17 protein-coding genes and 3 pseudogenes are annotated in these 17,953 nt (G+C 65.1%); 6 read left to right on the top strand and 14 right to left on the bottom strand.

Features of this window, described 5'->3' with window-relative positions; genetic code table 11:
* Window positions 1-58: 58 nt before the first annotated feature.
* The 3 genes from GGR88_RS14030 to GGR88_RS14020 form a co-directional block, all read right to left on the bottom strand.
* A complete protein-coding gene (locus tag GGR88_RS14030; protein ID WP_167956298.1) occupies window positions 59-1,240 on the bottom strand; it encodes a hypothetical protein in 1,182 nt (393 codons plus the stop codon).
* Between the two features lie 29 nt (window positions 1,241-1,269).
* Complete coding sequence (locus tag GGR88_RS14025; protein ID WP_167956296.1) at window positions 1,270-2,688, bottom strand: ISNCY family transposase; 1,419 nt, start codon at window positions 2,686-2,688, stop codon at window positions 1,270-1,272.
* 231 nt (window positions 2,689-2,919) lie between these two features.
* The gene (locus GGR88_RS14020) at window positions 2,920-3,369 is read right to left on the bottom strand and encodes a hypothetical protein (protein ID WP_007406364.1); all 450 of its coding nucleotides are present in this window, start codon (window positions 3,367-3,369) and stop codon (window positions 2,920-2,922) included.
* A gap of 116 nt (window positions 3,370-3,485) precedes the next feature.
* Between GGR88_RS14020 and GGR88_RS14015 the strand changes: the two genes are divergently transcribed.
* Entirely contained in the window at window positions 3,486-3,899 is a 414-nt protein-coding gene (locus GGR88_RS14015) for a LexA family protein (RefSeq protein WP_007406310.1), read from the top strand.
* Window positions 3,900-3,904: 5 nt separating this feature from the next.
* Entirely contained in the window at window positions 3,905-5,164 is a 1,260-nt protein-coding gene (locus tag GGR88_RS14010) for a Y-family DNA polymerase (protein WP_167956294.1), read from the top strand.
* Window positions 5,165-5,166: 2 nt separating this feature from the next.
* On the opposite strand, the gene GGR88_RS14005 is transcribed toward GGR88_RS14010, so the two are convergent.
* Window positions 5,167-5,475: a hypothetical protein gene (locus tag GGR88_RS14005; protein WP_010409222.1), complete on the bottom strand. Its 309-nt coding sequence runs from the start codon at window positions 5,473-5,475 to the stop codon at window positions 5,167-5,169.
* 100 nt (window positions 5,476-5,575) lie between these two features.
* Here GGR88_RS14005 and GGR88_RS14000 point away from each other — a divergent pair, with 100 nt between their 5' ends.
* Window positions 5,576-5,869 carry a response regulator gene (locus tag GGR88_RS14000; RefSeq protein ID WP_231738481.1) on the top strand — a complete coding sequence of 98 codons (294 nt, stop codon included), beginning with the start codon at window positions 5,576-5,578 and terminating at the stop codon, window positions 5,867-5,869.
* Window positions 5,870-6,510: 641 nt separating this feature from the next.
* Here GGR88_RS14000 and GGR88_RS15440 read toward each other — a convergent pair.
* The 4 genes from GGR88_RS15440 to GGR88_RS13975 form a co-directional block, all read right to left on the bottom strand.
* Complete coding sequence (locus tag GGR88_RS15440; protein ID WP_231376736.1) at window positions 6,511-6,990, bottom strand: hypothetical protein; 480 nt, start codon at window positions 6,988-6,990, stop codon at window positions 6,511-6,513.
* A 483-nt stretch (window positions 6,991-7,473) separates the two neighbouring features.
* On the bottom strand, window positions 7,474-7,620 hold the full coding sequence (locus GGR88_RS13990; protein ID WP_018250478.1) for a hypothetical protein: 147 nt from the start codon (window positions 7,618-7,620) through the stop codon (window positions 7,474-7,476).
* Window positions 7,620-8,294: a putative quinol monooxygenase gene (locus tag GGR88_RS13985; RefSeq protein WP_167956292.1), complete on the bottom strand. Its 675-nt coding sequence runs from the start codon at window positions 8,292-8,294 to the stop codon at window positions 7,620-7,622. The genes GGR88_RS13990 and GGR88_RS13985 overlap by 1 nt, the downstream gene beginning before the upstream one ends.
* 365 nt (window positions 8,295-8,659) lie before the next feature.
* Window positions 8,660-9,835 carry a zinc-dependent alcohol dehydrogenase gene (locus GGR88_RS13975; protein WP_018250476.1) on the bottom strand — a complete coding sequence of 392 codons (1,176 nt, stop codon included), beginning with the start codon at window positions 9,833-9,835 and terminating at the stop codon, window positions 8,660-8,662.
* 673 nt (window positions 9,836-10,508) lie between these two features.
* Here GGR88_RS13975 and GGR88_RS13970 point away from each other — a divergent pair.
* Window positions 10,509-12,677, top strand: a complete 2,169-nt coding sequence (locus GGR88_RS13970; protein WP_018250473.1) for a catalase — start codon at window positions 10,509-10,511, stop codon at window positions 12,675-12,677.
* 95 nt (window positions 12,678-12,772) lie between these two features.
* Here GGR88_RS13970 and GGR88_RS13965 read toward each other — a convergent pair whose 3' ends face one another.
* From GGR88_RS13965 to GGR88_RS13950, 4 genes are read right to left on the bottom strand one after another with little or no spacing between them, the layout of a single operon-like run.
* On the bottom strand, window positions 12,773-13,369 hold the full coding sequence (locus tag GGR88_RS13965; RefSeq protein WP_010408767.1) for an SAM-dependent methyltransferase: 597 nt from the start codon (window positions 13,367-13,369) through the stop codon (window positions 12,773-12,775).
* The gene (locus GGR88_RS13960) at window positions 13,366-14,019 is read right to left on the bottom strand and encodes a PIG-L deacetylase family protein (protein WP_010408764.1); all 654 of its coding nucleotides are present in this window, start codon (window positions 14,017-14,019) and stop codon (window positions 13,366-13,368) included. Before GGR88_RS13960 ends, GGR88_RS13965 begins: the two co-directional genes overlap by 4 nt.
* Window positions 14,016-15,002: an acyl-CoA dehydrogenase family protein gene (locus GGR88_RS13955; protein ID WP_010408761.1), complete on the bottom strand. Its 987-nt coding sequence runs from the start codon at window positions 15,000-15,002 to the stop codon at window positions 14,016-14,018. The genes GGR88_RS13960 and GGR88_RS13955 overlap by 4 nt, the downstream gene beginning before the upstream one ends.
* Window positions 14,999-15,961, bottom strand: a complete 963-nt coding sequence (locus GGR88_RS13950; RefSeq protein WP_206378455.1) for a glycosyltransferase family 2 protein — start codon at window positions 15,959-15,961, stop codon at window positions 14,999-15,001. Before GGR88_RS13950 ends, GGR88_RS13955 begins: the two co-directional genes overlap by 4 nt.
* A gap of 248 nt (window positions 15,962-16,209) precedes the next feature.
* Here GGR88_RS13950 and GGR88_RS13945 point away from each other — a divergent pair.
* Together GGR88_RS13945 and GGR88_RS13940 are read left to right on the top strand one after the other, a co-directional pair.
* Window positions 16,210-16,335: pseudogene (locus GGR88_RS13945) on the top strand (hydroxyisourate hydrolase); the annotation flags it as partial.
* A gap of 120 nt (window positions 16,336-16,455) precedes the next feature.
* Window positions 16,456-16,935, top strand: a pseudogene (locus GGR88_RS13940) (IS3 family transposase); the annotation flags it as partial.
* Window positions 16,936-17,149: 214 nt separating this feature from the next.
* Here GGR88_RS13940 and GGR88_RS13935 read toward each other — a convergent pair.
* Together GGR88_RS13935 and GGR88_RS13930 are read right to left on the bottom strand one after the other, a co-directional pair.
* Window positions 17,150-17,675 (bottom strand): annotated as a pseudogene (locus GGR88_RS13935) (transposase); the annotation flags it as partial.
* 62 nt (window positions 17,676-17,737) lie between these two features.
* The coding region (locus GGR88_RS13930; protein ID WP_167956290.1) for a Tn3 family transposase at window positions 17,738-17,953 on the bottom strand (216 nt) is incomplete at its 5' end.

Here is a 17,953-nt window from a genome sequence, read left to right as displayed (position 1 = left end):
AAAGGTGCTCGCTTGCGCGGTGAGATTTCCGCTCTGTCCTATGACAGCGTGCGAACGCTCAAATCGGCTGAAAACTGCGCGCGTCGAACTTCCGGCCCGTCATCAGGTCGCGGTTCGCGTTCGCCTGCCAGAAGCCGAAGGGGTCGTCGTCAGCGCCGAACTGCTGCAGGTGCATCACGCCTTCGACGTCGGCCTCGTCGTACGGTGCGGCCAGACCAGCGACCGTGGAAGGGTCGCCGAGCACCAGATAGGTGAAGCGACGCTCGTCGCCTGATGCTACTACGGCCTTCCCCTCCTCCAGCGACACGACGGCGCCCGGACGCAGTCCGACCCGGAAGATTTCCGGCCCCACTACCTCGTAGTAGGCTGGCCCCGCGACGGGCGGGTGGAGCAGGAGATGCGGGGGCGCCAGAGCGGCGGTGGGAACTTGCACGGCCAGCGACGCCGTGCGGCCGGTCGTGCTCTCTCGATAGACCTGGAGATCGAGCACCTCCTCGCGAGCCATATACGAGGTCGTCTGGAAGCCGATCGAACCGCCCGACGACATGGCAATGCGGCGCAGATCCTCCTCGCTGCGCACGGTGTCCAGGCTGGTGAGGTATGCATAGGCGACGTTGGCGAGTCTGCGGGTGCCCTGCAGGTTCCACTGAGACCCCCAGATTTCCCGACTCTTCTGGATGGCGCGAAAGGCCACGGGGTTCGTGACGTGGAACAGCTGGAGGTCGAAGTCGCCGTCCTGGCGTGGAAAGGCGCGACCGGTGGCGTGCTGCAGCAGCCGGCGAGGTGCAAGGATCCGGCACCGGTAGAGCTGCGCGCCGTCGGCGTAGCGGTGAACTAGTCCGTCCGAACGGATCGCGACCATCAGGCGCGCCGCCCGCGTGGTGCGCGGATCGCCGACGTCCACGTTGAACGTCGCACGATGTACGCCGGGCTCGATGTCGAAGGTCATGGTCGACGGTCCGAAGAAGCTGGGCTGGTAGAAACGCAGTCCGCCCAGCGCGACGAAGACCTGCTGCGGCAGTAGCAGGCTCCCGACCTTGCCATGCCCTAGATACACCTTGATCAGGCCGTCGTAGCTCGCGGAGTCGCCGAGGCGCACATCGTCCGCGGTCCGGACCGGCAGACCGGCGAGCCGCGCATCAAAGGTAATCTTCATCGAGCCGATATAGGGTATAACGCCGCCCAGTTGCGACCACCCGCCTTTCCCGACGTCCGCAATTGAAAACGGATCGGAGATCATGAACGGCAACGTGTGGCCGGCTTCGGACGCTAGCGGGCGTACTCGCCCAGGCCGCGCGCAACCAGCTCCTCATTGGAGAGGCGTGGACCACGCTTGAGCCGTTGATTACCGAGCGTGCGACGGTCCAGCTTTGGGCCGGATGGGGCCGGGCAGGGCGCCTTGAACAGGCCAACAGGCTGTGCGGTGCGCGCCGGCTCGTTGTTGTTCCGTTTAGCGTGGTGCGGCTGAGCCTGCTGGATGGTGCGGGCAAGCGCCAGCGCCGCGTCGAGATGCTTGTTGTCGACCACAGCAGCCTGGTTCACCCGGCGCATCTTGTCGAACATGCGATAGGGCAGGACCGTGCCCTCGTGCTGGATCTCGAGGCGGCCATCGGGGTACTCGCACACGTCCACCTTCTTGCGCGCGAGTGCCTGCGACGCAGGGGAGGGCTCAAGGATGAACAGGGCCTTGTTGTAGTGCAAGGTGAGGGCGCCGGTGACGGTCCGCTGCTCGCGCCAGACCAGCTCCGCTTCCAGGTCTTCGTGGATGGCCAGCGGCCGGTGTAGATCGCGCGGGTCGAACGGTGCCTTGGCGAACCGACGATTGTGCTGCGCCATGTAGGAGGGGAGGAAGGCGTTGGCTTGGTCGATGGTGGAGATGCGCTGTAGCCGCATCGCCTTGACCAGACGGTCCTGCAGCGTCGCAGTGACCCGCTCGACGCGTCCCTTCGCCTGCGGCGAGTTCGCGCAGATTAGCTCGATGTTGAGCCGGTCCAGCGCACGGCCGAGGTGGGTCATGCCGTCGCCCTTCGCCGAGGCCGTGTTGTTGCGGAAGGCGCTGTGCTTGTCGGTGTAGAAGGCGACCGGCTTGCCGTGCCGCTCCAGGTACGTCCGTGTGGCGCGCATGTAGGAGAAGGTGCTCTCGCTCTCTACCATCTCGACGTGCATAAGCTCGCTGGTGGCATCGTCGATGAAGACCAGGAGCGTGCATTGCGGACCGCGGCCCTCGAACCACCAATGCTTGGAGCCGTCGACCTGGACGAGCTCGCCGCGGCAGTCGCGCCGGTAGCGGGGCTGGTACGGGCGAGGGCGCTTGGCCGCACGGTCCTGCCACAGCCCGGCCTCCAGCATGATGCGCCGCAGGGTCTCGCACGACAGGCCGATGCCATGGCGCTCGGCGAGGTACTCGCGCGCCAGCGTCGGTCCGAAGTCGGCGTAATGCTCGCGCACCAGCGTGGCCACCTCGGCGCGGAAAGCGTCGCTGTAGCGTCGGTTGCTCGGACGTCCTCGCTTGCGCGACACCAGGCCGCCCGCGCCGTCCTGTCGAAGGCGACCCAGCAACCGGTACACCTGCCGCCTCGCAAGGCCGAGCAGCTCCATCGCGTCCGCGACCCGGATCTCGCCGCGGTCAAGCCGCATCAGCGTGTCGAACCGGGTGATCTCAGCAGCACTCATCGCCAGCACCGTCATACAATGCGCGTCCTCGTTGCCGAGAACGGCTATGACACCGGCGACCCGCCGATAGCACCGCAGAGTGCCATTTCTATCTAGCGGGATGGTGCCATTTGTACTTAGCGCTTACACCTGTTTTGTTCGATAATATATCTTATGTTAAATCAATGGCTTAGCAGATTTCCGGCATCGTTCTTGCAGAGACTGACGTGGCTTTTTCGCAGCTAAGGCTTGCCAGTCAGTCGCGAGTTAGCCGCGCCGTCGTTCTCGCGCGCGAGCGTGTCGCGGATCTTCGTAAAGATCCTGCAGCGCGCGCAGCCGAAACGCATTCCACCAGCGTTGCCAGCGATGCTCCTCGGCATCGTGGAGCATGTGACATCGCTGGCATAGCGCGGCGAGATTGCGCGGCGCGCTATTGCCAGGATCATGATCCAGATGCGCGCAGGCCAGCACGACATAGGTGATCCGCACGACGTCGAGCGCGAAGAGGTCGCCGACCTTCACCCGTCGCCCCTCTCCCGATCGCCAGCATCGCGCTTCGCTATCCCACCAGCGCCCATCGCCCAGATGCGCGACGTGCCGAAGATGCGGTCGCCGGCAGCGTTCGCAGCGCCCTCCTGCCCGCACGAACCGGATCTGGTCCGACAGCAGCGGCCAGTCGATCGGGTACAGCCAGCGGTTTTCGGGGCGGATCGGCATCCATGACTCTATGAGTCATGCGAAATGAGAACAAAAGGAAAATCTCGTTCCCTTCATGTTCTTATCCAGCATATCATGCGCGCATGTCCGCGTGTGTGATTCCCCTGTCCCAACCGATGCCGATCGCCGATCTGCCGCCAGCGTTTCGCCTGAGGGTGGTGAGCGCGGCCGGCGCTGGCTTCCCCTCGCCTGCCCAGGACTGGGAGGAAACCGCGATCGATCTCGTGGCGCTGCTGCGCCTCGACCGCGCCGCCAGCTTCGTGTTCCGGGTCAGCGGACAGTCCATGATCGACGCTGGAATCTATGATGACGACGTGGTGGTGGTCGATCGCGACGCCACGCCGGTTAGCGGCCGCATCGTCATCGCCGTGGTCGACGGGGGCTTCGTGATCCGCCAGTTGGTCTGGCGCGACGGCAAGCCGGTCCTCGAGGCCCGCAACGCGCGGATGCGCTACGACGCGGTGATCGCGGATGAGAGTGTCGAAGTGTGGGGCGTCGTCCGCGCCTCCGTGCGCAACCTGCAGGGCTGACCGCCATGTGGGCGATCGCTGACGTCTCCAACTTCTATTGCTCGTCGGAGAGGGTATTCGACCCGTCGCTGCGCGATAAACCGCTCATCGTGCTGAGTAACGGGGACGGCTGCGCCATCGCGCGCTCCGAGGAGGCCAAGGCGCTGCACATCAAGATGGGTGCGCCGATGTTCAAGATTCGTGATATCGTCCGCGAGCATGGCATCCAATACCGCAGCAGTTCCTACGAATTGTATGCCGACATGAATCGTCGCTTCAATCAGGTCCTCGCCGAGCACAGTTGCACGGTCGAGGTGTACTCGATCGACGAATCGTTCTTTCGCCTGCCGGTGCTCCCGAACGGCCTGGGCGACGTGGCGGCCGCGCACCGCGTGATCGCGGCCGTCAAGCGTGCGACGGGCCTGCCGATCCGCATCGGGCTTGGCCCGACCCGGACGCTGAGCAAGGTTGCCAACGCCCTCGCCGAGGCGTCGGAGAAGGTCTGGAAGGGCGTGGTCGACCTGCACGACATCGAGCTGCGGCGGCGCCTGTTCGCGCAATGGCCGGTCGAGGAGGTCTGGGGCATCGCGCGAGCGATGACCGAGCGGCTGCGACCGCTCTGCGTCAGGACGACGGCCGATCTTGCCGCCCTCCCCCCGGAGGTCGCGCGCGACGTGGGGACGGTGGTGCTGGAGCGGCTCGTGCGCGAGCTGAACGGCGTCGAATGCACCGATTTCGAGCCGGAGCCGCCCCCGTCCAAGGCGACCGCGGTGACCCGCTGCTTCGGTGAGCCGGTGCGCGAGGTCGCGGCGCTGCGCGAGGCGATGGTGCGCCGCGCGGTCCGCGCGGCCGAGAAGATCCGCGCGCAGGATCTCGCTGCCACCCGCCTGATCGCCTTTGCCCACGGAAGCCGGTTCAAGCCCAACGCGCCGTCCGCCTCGCGCATAGCGCGGCTGTCGCCGGCGACCAATGATCCGCGCGTGATCGGCGGTATGGCGGGCCGCATGGCGGATGTCATGTACGAAACTGGCGGCGTCTACACCAAGTGCGGCGTCATGCTCGAGGGGCTGGAGCCGATGACCGCGCACCAGGCCGACCTGTTCGCGGTGCCCGATCCGCGATCCCCTGCCCTGCTCGCCGCGATCGACGGGCTCAACGGGCGGTTCGGCCGCAACACGATGCGGCTTGCCTCCGAGGGCTTTGGCCAGAAGAGCTACGACACCAAGCGTGCTTTCAAGAGCCCGTCCTGGACCACGCGGATCGATCAGGTGCCGATCGCGCGGTGAGATCAATAGCGATAGCCTGCCTGCCGGCAGGCCGCTGCCAGCTTCATCACTCGCCCATCCTTCGCGCCGTACTGGCGCAACCGTGCGGAATAGCTGTCGCAATAGCTTTTCGCGCGAGCGGACAGTGGCACCCCGTTCGGACCTCGCGCGGTCGCCGCCCCGCCCCGTTCGGCATAGCCACGAGCAGTCGCTGACTGAACCTGGGTGCGCGCTTGCGCGCCCAGATCGACTGCGCCGGGCATGTCCTGCGCGCCGGCAGGGGTCGCGATCGCGAATATCCCGACCGTGAACACAGCAACCAGGCTACGCATTCGATGTTCTCCCTCGAATTTCCGTCAGGCCATCAACGATTTGGCGGCAGCATCGTGCCGGTCGCGGGAGCGATTATGGATACAGGCGGTTGTAGAGGTGATGAACACGTCGACCGTACCTTTCGCGCTCGCGGTCGATGACGTCCCGATCATCCTGATGGACATGACGCTGATCCTGGAGGACGCCGGCTTTCGCTGTCATGAGGCGATGGACGGCGATACCGCGATCGTGCTGCTGGAGGAGCAGGCCGACAACACCATCCTGCTGTTCTCCGATGTCGAGATGCCGGGATCGATCAACGGCTTTGCGCTGGCGCGTCATGTCGCACAGCACTGGCCCTGGATCGAGATCGTGATCGCCAGCGGCAATATCTGTAGGCGCTTGCAATCATAACGGCGCCTGCTCGCAAACAGCCAGATTTTCTGCTCACGCTATCTGCCACTGGCGCGTGGCAACCTGCTCAAATTATCTGCCAGTGTGCTCGCCATTATCCGGCGCTGCTTGCAAACGAGGCGTCGTGCTCACGCTTTCTACCAGTGGGTTCTCCAAACCCGTCGCCGGCAGACGCTTTTGCGAAGCACGTTTTCAGAACAGTTCTGACAAGCGGCGGGCAGCAGAAATGCGGTGCGGTCATGGCCCGCCGGCAAGGTCGTCAGAAAGGAAGGCTTTTGCGAACAGCGGGTGGCGCATAGAGCGGGCACAGATATACGTTTACGACTGAACCAGTCGAAGCGCGCTGGCCGCGACCGTCCCGAATGGGATCAATGGTCGGGATAGGATTCTCTTCATGCCCCAGCCGGTATAAAGGAACCGCCCCGATCGTAGCGGCTGCGTCGTTATCCCGCCTACCCAACCCGTGGGCTCGACCTTCGGCCCAGCCGGGCCCGCCTCAACGTGGCCCGTCGACTGCGATGACCGCGGCGTCGTCTAGCTGGAACCGGCCAAAGTCGTCGTCGCCCCATAACGAACGCTCCAGCCGGCCGACAAGCCGGATCGGCTTCCCGGTCGGCATTGACCCATAAGGCAGCGAGTATTCATGGTTTTGCGTCGAGGGAGCCGATCATAGGCAGGAATACGGCACAACCCGTTTCCTTGCAGGAAAGATCAAGCACCAGGTTCTTCCCCGATCCGTCGTTCCGCCCAGCAAACGTCCACAGAAGGCTGCGGCGCTCGGGATAGTTCGGGTCGGCGACACGGTAGGAAGCTACGCCTGCGGGGCGGCCGTCGAGCGTGAGCTGATCCGCTTTGTAGTTGGTCCCGGAGCTCGCGATCGGCAGCGCCGATCCTCGGCCTGTCACTGTGAACATGCCTTCGTAGCCCGGCCCGCGCAGCAGGAACACCGGATCGTCTACCGGGTCCTTTCCCGCCTTCAGAGTCGCATCTGATGGAATGGCGACCGTGCAGCACGAAGGGATCCCGACCGACTTCCAGCCGGCCGGGACCTCGGGTTGCGGTGCGTTCGGCGAGCAGGACACTAGCAGCAATCCCGCTACCGACCACACCGCGACCCTCATATCACCGCACTCCGTAGGCGTTGCGAAGCGCTGTCGTCTCCGTCGAGCACGGGGTGCGACGCACCACGCCCGCCGGCTGACTATAGTGCATGACGCACGCCGTGTTGTTGGCTTCTGAAGCGCGTCAGCCCTGAGCGCTACGGCTCCCTATTGGGGCGATCGAGCTTCGCCCAAATTGCGGGTGCCCGCAGCTTGGAGAAGGATCTTGCGACCAAGCACCTAGTCGCCCTCTACACCGCTTGTGGCGGTAGAGAGCGCTTTTCCGATCAGCACGTCCGTGAGCGGACGGAACTGACCATACCCGATGTTCAATGGTTTGCCGCTAACGACAATCGACCCCAGGGAGCTGTGCATCCCTCAAATCCACGGTTCACTACCCGCTCTGCTGAGGCCTTGGCGGGCGATTTTACATTGGAGGATCTGGGCTTCATCTTCGTTCCTTCGTCACTACGACGAAGCCCAGATCCTCCTTAAATCACAACCTCAAATCTGTGCCATTGGTGCTGACGGCGGACACGCGACCTTGGTGAGCTTCGAATCCGTGCCCGCGGACTTGAACGCGAACGCGGCCCCGGCTGCCGCGGTGCTGGCGACGGCCGCTCCAACGAGCACCTTCTGCTTCGTGTCCATCAGACTGTCCCTCTCTCAAGGGGCCGCGCGACCGACGTGTTCCTGCTCGTCCTCTCCTCATCACCAGCGGATGCAATCTTGAACGCCAAGATTTGTGCGCGGTGGATCTGGGGAGGCTCGGCGAACAGCGAAGCAGCGCTTCCGGATAGCGCCGTGCCGATTTCGCCCGACAGATGCGTCTCGCGCCCTGCCTCGTCGGCGAAGGTATCGAGGATGCCGAACCGAGTCTTTCCGAGACGCAGAGCGTACCACGACAGGGTGCCAGGCTCCCGCTCCACGGCCGATCGGGCTCCTTGGAGGAAGCGGGCAACCTCTTCCTCCGCACCGTCCCGTGCTTCAAGCGGAACATGCAGGGCCAAGCGCGGCAGGGCGTCCGCCGCCGGCACCTTGAGGGCGAGGATGTCGGCCGGCTCGATCTCCGGCAATCCGTTGAGGATGGTGAAGGTCTTCACGACCAGCGCCCGGCCGACCGTGCCGAACAGATGCTTCAGCCGGCCGGCATTGCCGGGGAAGGTATCGAAGATGGCGAAGTCGGCGGGGCCAAAGCGCAGCGCGTACCAGTGCCGCGTGTCCTGCTCATGCTCGACCGGCTCCAGCGCACCCCGGAGGAATTCAGCGGCATCTTCCTGGTGGGTCGGCCCGGCTTCAATGCCTACGAACAGTGCCTTGTGCATCTTTTCTCTCCTTGTTCCGATGGTAGCGCCTCGAGCTCCACGGAAGGCGTCCTGGGCCTAAATCATGGGAAGTTCGCGCGGCCGGGCGCCGACAGCCCGTTCGGCCAGGGCGACTTCCCCGGCCCGCGCACCCCTGGCGGGCGCGTGCTGGAGGAGATCGCGGCCAGCCACGGCACGACCGCACGCCAAGTGGCGCTTCGCTTCCTGGTGCGTCGGCCATCGCTGTTCGCTATGGTCAACGAGTCCTGACCCTAGGTCTGCCGACATACTTGGTCGCAAGCTGATCGACACCGCCGCTACACGTGCTCCAAAGCGGCGGTGTCGATCGGCATCGATAAGCGTCCTGTTCCCGGTTATTCCGCCAATCAACCGTGCGGGCGCATAACAACCTTGATCACACCTTCTTCCTTGTCGCGGAATTTAGCGTACATTTCTGGCGCGTCTTCAAGACTGGCCGGGTGGGTGATCACGAAGCTGGGGTCGATCGCGCCCGCGACGATTTTTTCCAGCAACGGTCTAGTATAGCGCTGCACGTGGGTTTGGCCGAGCTTGATCGTTAGTCCTTTGTTCATCGCTGCACCGATCGGAAGCTTGTCACCCATCCCGACGTAGACGCCGGGCACGGAGACCGTGCCGCCCTTGCGGCAGCTCATGATCGCCTGCCGCAGGACGTGGACGCGATCAGTGGCGAGCATCATGCTTGCCTTCACCTTGTCCATGACCGCGTTCGCCGCCCCGTGCGCGGCCGCCTCGCAGCCGACAGCATCGATGCAGCTGTCGGGGCCCCGGCCCTTGGTTCGCGCCTGCAGCTCGTCGTAGACATCGGTTTCGGCGAAGTTAATCGTCTCAGCGCCACCGGCCTCCGCCATGGCGAGTCGCTCGGGCACCTCGTCGATCGCGATCACGCGGCCGGCGCCCATCATCAGCGCGGAGCGGATGGCGAACTGGCCGACCGGACCGCAGCCCCAGATCGCGACGGTGTCGCCATGCTCGATCTGCGCATTCTCGGCGGCCATGTAGCCGGTTGGGAAGATATCCGATAGGAAGAGGGCCTGCTCGTCGGTAACGTTGTCGGGAATCTTGATCGGACCGACATCCGCCATCGGCACGCGGAGATACTCCGCCTGACCGCCGCAGTAGCCGCCCAGCATGTGGCTGAAGCCGAACAGCCCGGCGGGCGAATGGCCCATCGCCTTGGCGGCCATCTCGGCGTTCGGATTGGTCCGATCGCAGGCCGCAAACAGACCCTTCTTGCAGAACCAGCAATCGCCGCAGCTGATCGTGAACGGCACCACCACCCGGTCCCCGATCTTGAGGTTGGTGACCTCGGACCCGAGCGCCACGACCTCGCCCATGTTCTCGTGGCCGAGGATGTCGCCGGCCTCCATGGTGGGCTGGTAGCCATCCAGCAGGTGAAGGTCCGACCCGCAGATCGCGCAGGCGGTTACTTTGATGATCGCATCGCGCGGGTGCTTGATCTCGGGATCCGCAACGGTGTCGACGCGGACATCGCCTTTACCGTGCCAGCATAGTGCGCGCATGTCGTTTCCTCATCTGAGTGCATGTCCCTGTCGTCAGGGCCATGTCTATGACGCTCAACGCCTTGAGCCGCGGCATGGGTCCCTGTCCATTTGATTCGTTTACATCAACGAGCGGCCGTAAAACGGCCGTACGGCCAGCGGGTTGAACGCAGACGGCATGCCCGGCTTGAAAGCCAGCAAGATAATGAAGTGGGTCGCCCAGGCCGTGCAGCCGGCCGACACGATGGTGATAGGTTCTCACAGGCTGCGCGTCTTCCGCCCTGAGCGTATGGCATGGTCGGCCAGGGCAAAGGACGCATAGATTCCGCAGAGGCAAACCAGGCCGGCGAGCAGCACCAACCACAGATCGTGGTCGTGCCGGACGCAGTCGAAAACCTGTACGACCTGGGAGTACATCATGCTCGGCTAACGGCAAGGCGTTAAGACATCTCCAACCGGCTCATATCGGCTTTCCCTGGCTGTGATCCAGGACCAAGGAAGCCGCAGTCGGGTTCCGCGCAGCCATGAACACTTACGTTGCCGAGCCCGCGCCTGTCGTCCGAACCGGCGACCATGCTCGACTGACATAACTTGATTTCGGTCCTCCGGGTCGGTTCCCAGTCGCTACAAAGATTTATGCCTCGCATCGCCGTGGCGCTGGTGGCATTAAGGGCATGATCGGAGGATTACGTCCATGGCACGCAAGAGCATCAAAAGCGACGCGGTGAAACTCAAGGGCGAGACGGCCAAGAAGGCACCGCCGCTGCCGGCGGGTGCCGACCAGCCGACGAACTATGCCGAGCAGCAGGGCCATGGCGGCGAAACCCGCCAGACGACCTCGGACGCGGCACTTACCATGACCACGCAGCAGGGCATCCCGATCGCGGACGCCCAGAACAGTCTCAAGGCGGGTCTGCGGGGCCCCACGCTGCTCGAGGACTTCATCCTCCGCGAAAAGATCTTCCATTTCGATCACGAGCGCATCCCGGAGCGCGTCGTCCACGCACGCGGCTATGGCGCGCACGGCGTGTTCGAGCTGACCGACAGTCTGGCCGACTACACCCGCGCCGACGTGCTGAGCACGGTCGGGCAGCAGACGGAGGTGTTCGTCCGCTTCTCAACGGTAGCGGGCAACAAGGGCTCGCGCGATCTGGCGCGCGACGTGCGCGGCTTCGCCGTCAAGATGTACACGAAGCAGGGCAACTGGGACATCGTCGGCAACAACATCCCGGTGTTCTTCATCCAGGATGCCATCAAGTTCCCCGATCTGGTCCATGCGGCTAAGCAGGAGCCCGACCGGGCGTTCCCCCAGGCGCAAACCGCACACGACAATTTCTGGGATTTCGCCAGCCTCACCCCGGAAGCCTGGCACATGATCATGTGGATCATGTCCGATCGCACGATCCCCCGCTCCTTCCGCACGATGGAGGGCTTCGGCGTCCACAGCTTCCGCCTGGTGAACGCGGAAGGCAGGTCGACCTTCGTCAAGTTCCACTGGAAGCCGCGCCAGGGGCTCCAGTCGGTGCTGTGGAACGAAGCGGTCAAGATCAGCGGCGCCGATCCCGACTATCATCGCCGCGATCTCTGGGAGGCGATCGAGAGCGGTGACTTCCCGCAATGGGATCTCGGCGTCCAGCTGTTCGATCAGGAAACCGCCGACAAGCTTCCCTTCGACCATCTCGACTCGACCAAGCTCATCCCCGAGGAGGACGTGCCGGTCCGCATCGTCGGTACGCTCACGCTTAATCGCAACGTCGACAACTTCTTCGCCGAAACCGAGCAGGTCGCCTACTGCACGCAGAACATCGTGCCGGGCATCGACTTCAGTGACGACCCGCTGCTGCACGGCCGCAACTTCTCCTATCTCGATACCCAGCTGAAGCGGCTCGGCAGCCCGAACTTCACCCACCTGCCGATCAATGCCCCGCGCTGTCCGGTGATGAACTTCCAGCAGGACGGCCACATGGCGATGCGCAATCCGAAGGGGCGCGTGAACTATGAGCCGAACAGCTGGGGCGCGGAAGGCGGTCCGCGCGAGAACGCGGAGATCGGCTTCACCAGCTTCCCCGCCGAGGTTCAGGGGACTAAGCAGCGGGTTCGGTCCGAAACCTTTGCCGATCATTACAGCCAGGCGCGGCAGTTCTATCTCAGCCAGCAGCCGATCGAGCAGAAGCACATCGGCGACGCGCTGGTGTTCGAGCTGTCGAAGGTAGATCGTGTCGACATCCGGGCCCGGGCGGTCAGCCACCTGCGCAACATCGACGAGGATCTCGCCGCTACCGTTGCGGACGGGCTCGGCCTTGACCTGCCGGACGCCGCCAAGGCGGCCAAGCCGACGCTAGACCTGCCGACATCGTCGGCGCTCTCGATCGTCGCCAACGGCCCGGCGAATTTCGCCGGGCGAAAGATGGGCCTGCTGCTGACCGATGGGTCGAGCGCCGAGCTGTTCAATGCGCTGACGAAGGCGCTGGAAGCCGAAGGCGCGGTCTGGGAGGTGGTCGCGCCGAAGATCGGCGGGGTCACGCTCGACGACGGCACCAAGGTCGCGGCCAAGCAGAAGATCGACGGCGGACCTTCGGTCCTGTTCGATGCCGTCGCGGTGCTCCCGTCCGAGGAGGGGGTTGCGATGCTCGCCAAGGATGCGGCCTCCAAGGACTTCGTGGCGGACGCGTTCGGCCACTGCAAGTTCATCGGCTACACCGATGCAGCCGCCACGTTGTTCGACGCTTCTCGGGTGCCGGAGCTTGACGATGGCTTCGTAGCCCTAAGCAAGAGCAAGGACGTCAAGGCGTTCGTCACGACCTGTCGTGACCTCAGGTTCTGGGCTCGGGAGATGAAGGTCGATCTCGACGCGGCGGCCTGACGACCCTGGCGGGAGCGGCAGGTGGACGTCCTGCCGCTCCACTTAACGGCAAGCCTCATATCGCACGGACGTGGGACGTGCTGCCTCGCTCGCGTTCAAGGGGATCGGGGCACACCGTCGGCGCGGGCCGCGGTGACGACCCAGCGGCGGGTGCGGCGCACGGTGCGAACCGTCCAACGACGCCCGGTCTCTGCGAGGAACCGGGCGTGGATTCCTGCCGCGTGCTGGGCGAAGTCGTAGTAGTCGATCCTGTGGTGCGCGAGCACGATGGTGCCGTCTCCCCGCAGGCGAGCGGCCATCTCACGCGCAACCCGGGCCATCTCTCGCGCTGAGAGGTAATACAGGATCTCGGCGATCACGATCACGTCATAGACGAGACGTGGCGGTCGACCGGGGAGCACGAGCAGCGATGCGCACGCACGAGGCCAGGCCGCGACGGCGCGTGCCGTCAGGTCGACCCCCTCCCTCGTGCCCTCGGTCGCATCGAGGCACAACGCCATCCTCGCGATCGCGGCACTGTTGGATCCGTTGCCGCTGGCCAGCTCCAGCACCCGTCCGACCGGTCGGTGACCTATCGCGTGCAGGATCGCGGCACGCTTCACCGCCTCGTCACGGGCGGTGAAGGTGCGCCAGGGATCGTCGTCGCCGGCGAACTTGGCGGCGAACCCGGCAAGATCGATCGGGCTCGTCACTTCGAACCCGGCCGGTAGCGCTCGACCGGACGAGCAAAGGCCGCAAGCTCGTGTCTCGCGATCGTGAAGCCTGCTGGATCATCGGAAACGGCGCCGAGCTGCGTCCGGTAGACGCGGATCAGCGACCGCTTAACCGGAACTCCTCCGGGCACAGCGATGCGCCATGCCGGTCCGGACCTGTCCGGGCGAGGCGGCCACACGCGGTAGGTCAGCCGACCGGCGCCACCCGGGCATCGGGCGACGGCCGCTGCTACGGCGCGGTGATCGGGATGGTCGTCATCGCAGGCCGGTCCGACGATGAGATCGAGATCCCGGCATCGTGCGACCTGGCGGCGCAGCGCGCGATAACAGCGTCCCGGGATCGAGGGCAACTGGCCATCGGGCAAATTGAGGAACGAGACGTCGCCAGCAACGATGCCGAGACGACGTAGCGCATGAAGGCTCTCACGCTGGCGCGCCGCGACCAGTCGCGCTCTCGGCCATTGTCGGCTGCCCCGGTGAGACGCGGCACCATCGGTCACGACCGCAACCCGGACCCGAGCTCCATGGCGGCGAAGCCGCGCAATGAGGCCTGCCGCGCCGATGACCTCGTCATCCGGGTGCGGGGCGATCACCAGCGCGACACGTACGTTTCGCAGCGGGATCCTCACAGAATGGGGTCGAGGATGTGCTCGGCGACAGCCTGGCCGACGCGAAAGCGATGCGCGTCGGGCGCAGGCTGGCGCAGGTACACCATGAGATCGGCGATCTTTGCCGCCAGCGGATGCGATAGGAACAATCCCTGCAGCCCCACCGCCTCCTGCGCGATCGTCAGGGCGCGCTCGGCAGAGCCGGCGATCGATAGCCGCGCAGCGGACACCCGGGCGAGGCGTTCCGCATCCGTCCCGCTGAACCAGGCGCCCGCCGTGTCGCGGATGCTCGCCGCTGCACCCTGGGCAAGCAGGAACAGGTCGGCGAGGCGCGATGCCTGGAACGGATCGGAAGCGCGCTCGTGGGTGGTCAGGTGGTCACGCACTGCATCGAGCAGGCCGGCGATGCCCCCGGCATGAACCGCGGCGAAGCGCAGCGCGCCTCCGCTGAAGAACGGCTCCCGCGCATAGCTGCCGGGCTCGCCGATACGGCCGTCTTCACGGATCACAGAGCCGGACCAGCGCACCAGATGTGTCTCCGAGCGCTGCATGCCGATCGTCTGCCACCACTCCCGATCGATGGCAGGCGGATCGGCATCCAGGTCGAGCAGGAGCAGCTGCGGCCCGCGTTCGCTATCCGCGGTTACCAGCGCGTGAGTCAGTATCCCCGCCCCCGATGCATAGCCCTTGCCGCCGGTCAGCCGTCCGCCGGTAAGCACCAGCGACTCACCCGGCAGGCCCGCATTCCACACACCCAGCATCGCTCCCGCAGCGATCCGCGCCCGCAACGCAGCGACCTGGGACGACGTGCCGTATCGAAACACGATTTGCACCGCATCGACATGCCCCTCCAGCAGGCGCCCGATGGGGAGATCCCGGCGTCCCGCAGCGTAAAGAGGGCGGAGCAGGTCCAGATATGCCTCGGGCGTCGTCGGATCGCCGGCGGGGTCGGTCACCCACCCTGCCGCGACGATCGCATGGCGCAGAGCTTTGGTCGTCGTCATACCGCCTGCTCGCAAAGCTGGTGCTCGAGCGTTGCCAGGGCATGCTCGGCCTCGGCGAGGGTGACGTCGGGTATATCGGGCAGCGCCGGCACGACACGCATGGCGAACGCCTCTGCGTTGGGGCAGTCGCGCGCGACGCCGATCACATGGTCACCGGTCAATCCGATACGGTCGCCGAAGCGAGCTGCGACAAAGGAATCGGGGAGCCCGGCCCAAATGCGGCGCGCCTCCGCCTGCTGTCGGTATTGCCATGCCGCCCCTCGGGGATGCGGCATTGAGGGTGCCCCGTGATGGTCGATGGCACTGAGCGCAGCCGCCATGCCGCCCGGCGCCCGGCCGAGCCGCCGTGAGGAGGTCGCAACCACCATGCCGGGATCGCGGCGCACGCGAAACCCGGCGCGCCCGGCATCGTCGAGCAGGGCGGCGTCCTCGCCGCATGGCACCGGCTGGAAGCCACCCAGCGCCTGATAGGCTCCGGGTCGGAAGGCCATGTTGGCGCCTCCCGAGCAGTGGGAGCCGGTCGGACTGTCCCACGGAACGGGGTCGACCGATCGTCGGTAGGCGTGAAGCCGATCGAGGTAGCGCTCGACCCTCCCCTGCACCGGATCCCGCTCCGCTGCGATCCGGACGATTCGCCCGGCGACAAGGTCGGCCGAGGCCAGGCCCTGCAGTGCCGCCCTGACCCAATCGGCACGGGGCTGGCTGTCGGCGTCGGTCGTCAGGAGAATACCGTGGGGCGTGCTCGCCGCATGATGCAGGCCGAGGGCGATGGCGGCCCGGCGTGCACGACCGGCATTGGCATCAGGGGACGGGTCTCCCTGAGCCACCGTGAACGGAAGGGCCATGCGACCAGCATGCTCGAGTATTACCTGCTCGCTCGCATCCGAGCAATTATCAAGGAGGAAGAACACGGCAGCCTCGACGTCGCCCAGGTCCAGTCGCTCGATCGCCTCCAGCAACTTCGGTAACGCAGTCTCCTCGTTGCGGACCGGAACACAGATCGCAGCTGACACAGGTCGCAACGGCACCCCCACCATCGGTTTCGCAGGACCGGCGACCCTGCCTTGCAGGACTGTAGGTGATAAACGCCGGTTTCGATAGCTGCTCGCGGTGATGCAAGATGCCAGATCGTCATGCAGGACTATAGGTTTGCCCGGTTTCAACCGAGATATCGGCGTCGGGTAGGTAGCCGTCGAAGTTCGCGCCGCGCACCTACAAGCTGCTGTTCGACATGGCAGGCTACCCGGATGCGAAGGCGGTGCCATTCTTCCCCGAGATCGATCCCGTGTTCCGCGTCACCGACCCTGCCGCGCACTACCATGTGCCGGTCTGAGCTGCCCCCTTCTGAGTGGTCCATCGACTATTACAGTCTGGACCAAGGAAGGGACGACGAATGCCTGCGAAGAAGCACAAGCCCGAGGAGATTATCGGGAAGCTACGTGAGGTTGAGATCATGCTGGGTCAGCACCGGTCGACGCAGCGCAAGGTGCCGTTCGGGGCAGATGACGAAGAGGCGCTGACCGAGGATATCATCGCCCTTGCCAGGCAGTACGGGCGCTACGGCTATCGCCGGGTGACGGCGCTGCTGCATGCGGCGGGTTGGTCGGTGAACCATAAACGGGTGGAACGGATCTGGCGACGCGAGGGGCTGAAGGTGCCGCAGCGCCAGCCGAAACGCGGCCGGTTATGGCTGAACGATGGCTCGTGCATCCGGTTGCGGCCGGAGTATCCGGGGCATGTCTGGGCTTACGACTTCGTCGAGGAACGCACCCATGACGGACGCAAGTTCCGCATCCTTACCATTATCGACGAGGCGAGCAGGGAGTGCCTGGCACTCGTCGTCGCGCGCCAGCTCAAACACGAAGACGTACTGGCAGCGCTGGCCGAGTTGTTCATCGAGCGTGGTCCGCCCGCGCATATCAGGTCGGACAACGTCCTATGTGGGGAAGCAGCGGCGGGTTTTGGCCAGCAGATATCCATGCGCCGACAACCATCGGCGCGACATGCAATCTGAGCCAGATGGCTCCCACCGTCAACGGGATCGCTCCCTGCCATAGCAAACACAGGATCCAGCGGCGCCGGAGCGGCCGTGGTCCTCACCATCCTTAAAACGAGATACGCACCCAGGTGGAAGGCCCGAACATTATCTATAGGGTCGCTCGACGAGCGCCCTCACGGCACTTGCAGAGAGGGGTCCTTCCACCTGGCATCCGACCGTTCGAGGAACGGCCGGTACTCTGTCCCCGTCTTGATGACGGCGTGAGCCACGCGCGCCATCTTGGCGGTGAGCGCCGTCATCGCCTTGCGGCGACGGTCGGCATCGTCCGCGTGCCCGGCGGTGTACCGTCCGAGCTTGTCGCGGAAGCTGTTGTCGCGCTGACGCGCGGCGACCTGGGCAGCCATCCAGAAGGTCCGGCGTAGGCGCGCGTTACCGTACTTGGACAGCTTGGTGCGGCCACGGAACGTGCCTGACTGACACGTTGCGAGATCGAGACCGCAGAACTTCAGGAACTGACGATGATGATTGAAGCGCCGCAGATCACCGGCCTCGGCCAGGATGGTCAGCGCGTTGATCGGACCAATGCCCGGAATGTTGCGCAACAGCTGGTAATCAACGTCATCGGCGAGCCGCGTATGGGCCAGTCGCTCGATTTCGTCGCGCTGCTGGATCAGGGAGCACCTCAAGGTTTGTGACACGGACAGCGGTAAGCTGAACAGGTAGCGAACAGGGCGGCTCAGGCCACCTTGGCTCCGGGTCCGCCGGCGATGTTGAGTGCGCGGTAGCCGTCTTGATCGAGCTCGGCAGCGGCGTTTTGCCAGAGGTAATCGCCGGTCAGGCTGATGTGTCGCCAGCCTAGCGGGGCTACATGGGCGAGCAGCTCGTCGGGCGCGGGCTCGCCGCTGGCGCGCAGATGCTCGACGGCGCGGCCCATGTAAAGCGTGTTCCAGTA

The organism is Sphingomonas jejuensis (assembly GCF_011927695.1).
Lineage (GTDB): Bacteria > Pseudomonadota > Alphaproteobacteria > Sphingomonadales > Sphingomonadaceae > Sphingomonas_K > Sphingomonas_K jejuensis.
Note: the sequence above shows the minus strand (reverse complement) of the source record. Positions and strands in the feature narration are given on the sequence as shown.

Coding starts and splice junctions, on each gene's coding strand:
- GGR88_RS13985 (WP_167956292.1), bottom strand. CDS start 8,294: ATGCACAAGGCACTGTTCGTAGGCATTGAAGCCGGGCCGACCCACCAG.
- GGR88_RS14030 (WP_167956298.1), bottom strand. CDS start 1,240: ATGATCTCCGATCCGTTTTCAATTGCGGACGTCGGGAAAGGCGGGTGG.
- GGR88_RS13990 (WP_018250478.1), bottom strand. CDS start 7,620: ATGGACACGAAGCAGAAGGTGCTCGTTGGAGCGGCCGTCGCCAGCACC.
- GGR88_RS14015 (WP_007406310.1), top strand. CDS start 3,486: ATGCCGATCGCCGATCTGCCGCCAGCGTTTCGCCTGAGGGTGGTGAGC.
- GGR88_RS14025 (WP_167956296.1), bottom strand. CDS start 2,688: ATGACGGTGCTGGCGATGAGTGCTGCTGAGATCACCCGGTTCGACACG.
- GGR88_RS15440 (WP_231376736.1), bottom strand. CDS start 6,990: ATGAGGGTCGCGGTGTGGTCGGTAGCGGGATTGCTGCTAGTGTCCTGC.
- GGR88_RS13955 (WP_010408761.1), bottom strand. CDS start 15,002: ATGACGACGACCAAAGCTCTGCGCCATGCGATCGTCGCGGCAGGGTGG.
- GGR88_RS14020 (WP_007406364.1), bottom strand. CDS start 3,369: ATGCCGATCCGCCCCGAAAACCGCTGGCTGTACCCGATCGACTGGCCG.
- GGR88_RS14010 (WP_167956294.1), top strand. CDS start 3,905: ATGTGGGCGATCGCTGACGTCTCCAACTTCTATTGCTCGTCGGAGAGG.
- GGR88_RS14000 (WP_231738481.1), top strand. CDS start 5,576: ATGAACACGTCGACCGTACCTTTCGCGCTCGCGGTCGATGACGTCCCG.
- GGR88_RS13975 (WP_018250476.1), bottom strand. CDS start 9,835: ATGCGCGCACTATGCTGGCACGGTAAAGGCGATGTCCGCGTCGACACC.
- GGR88_RS13970 (WP_018250473.1), top strand. CDS start 10,509: ATGGCACGCAAGAGCATCAAAAGCGACGCGGTGAAACTCAAGGGCGAG.
- GGR88_RS14005 (WP_010409222.1), bottom strand. CDS start 5,475: ATGCGTAGCCTGGTTGCTGTGTTCACGGTCGGGATATTCGCGATCGCG.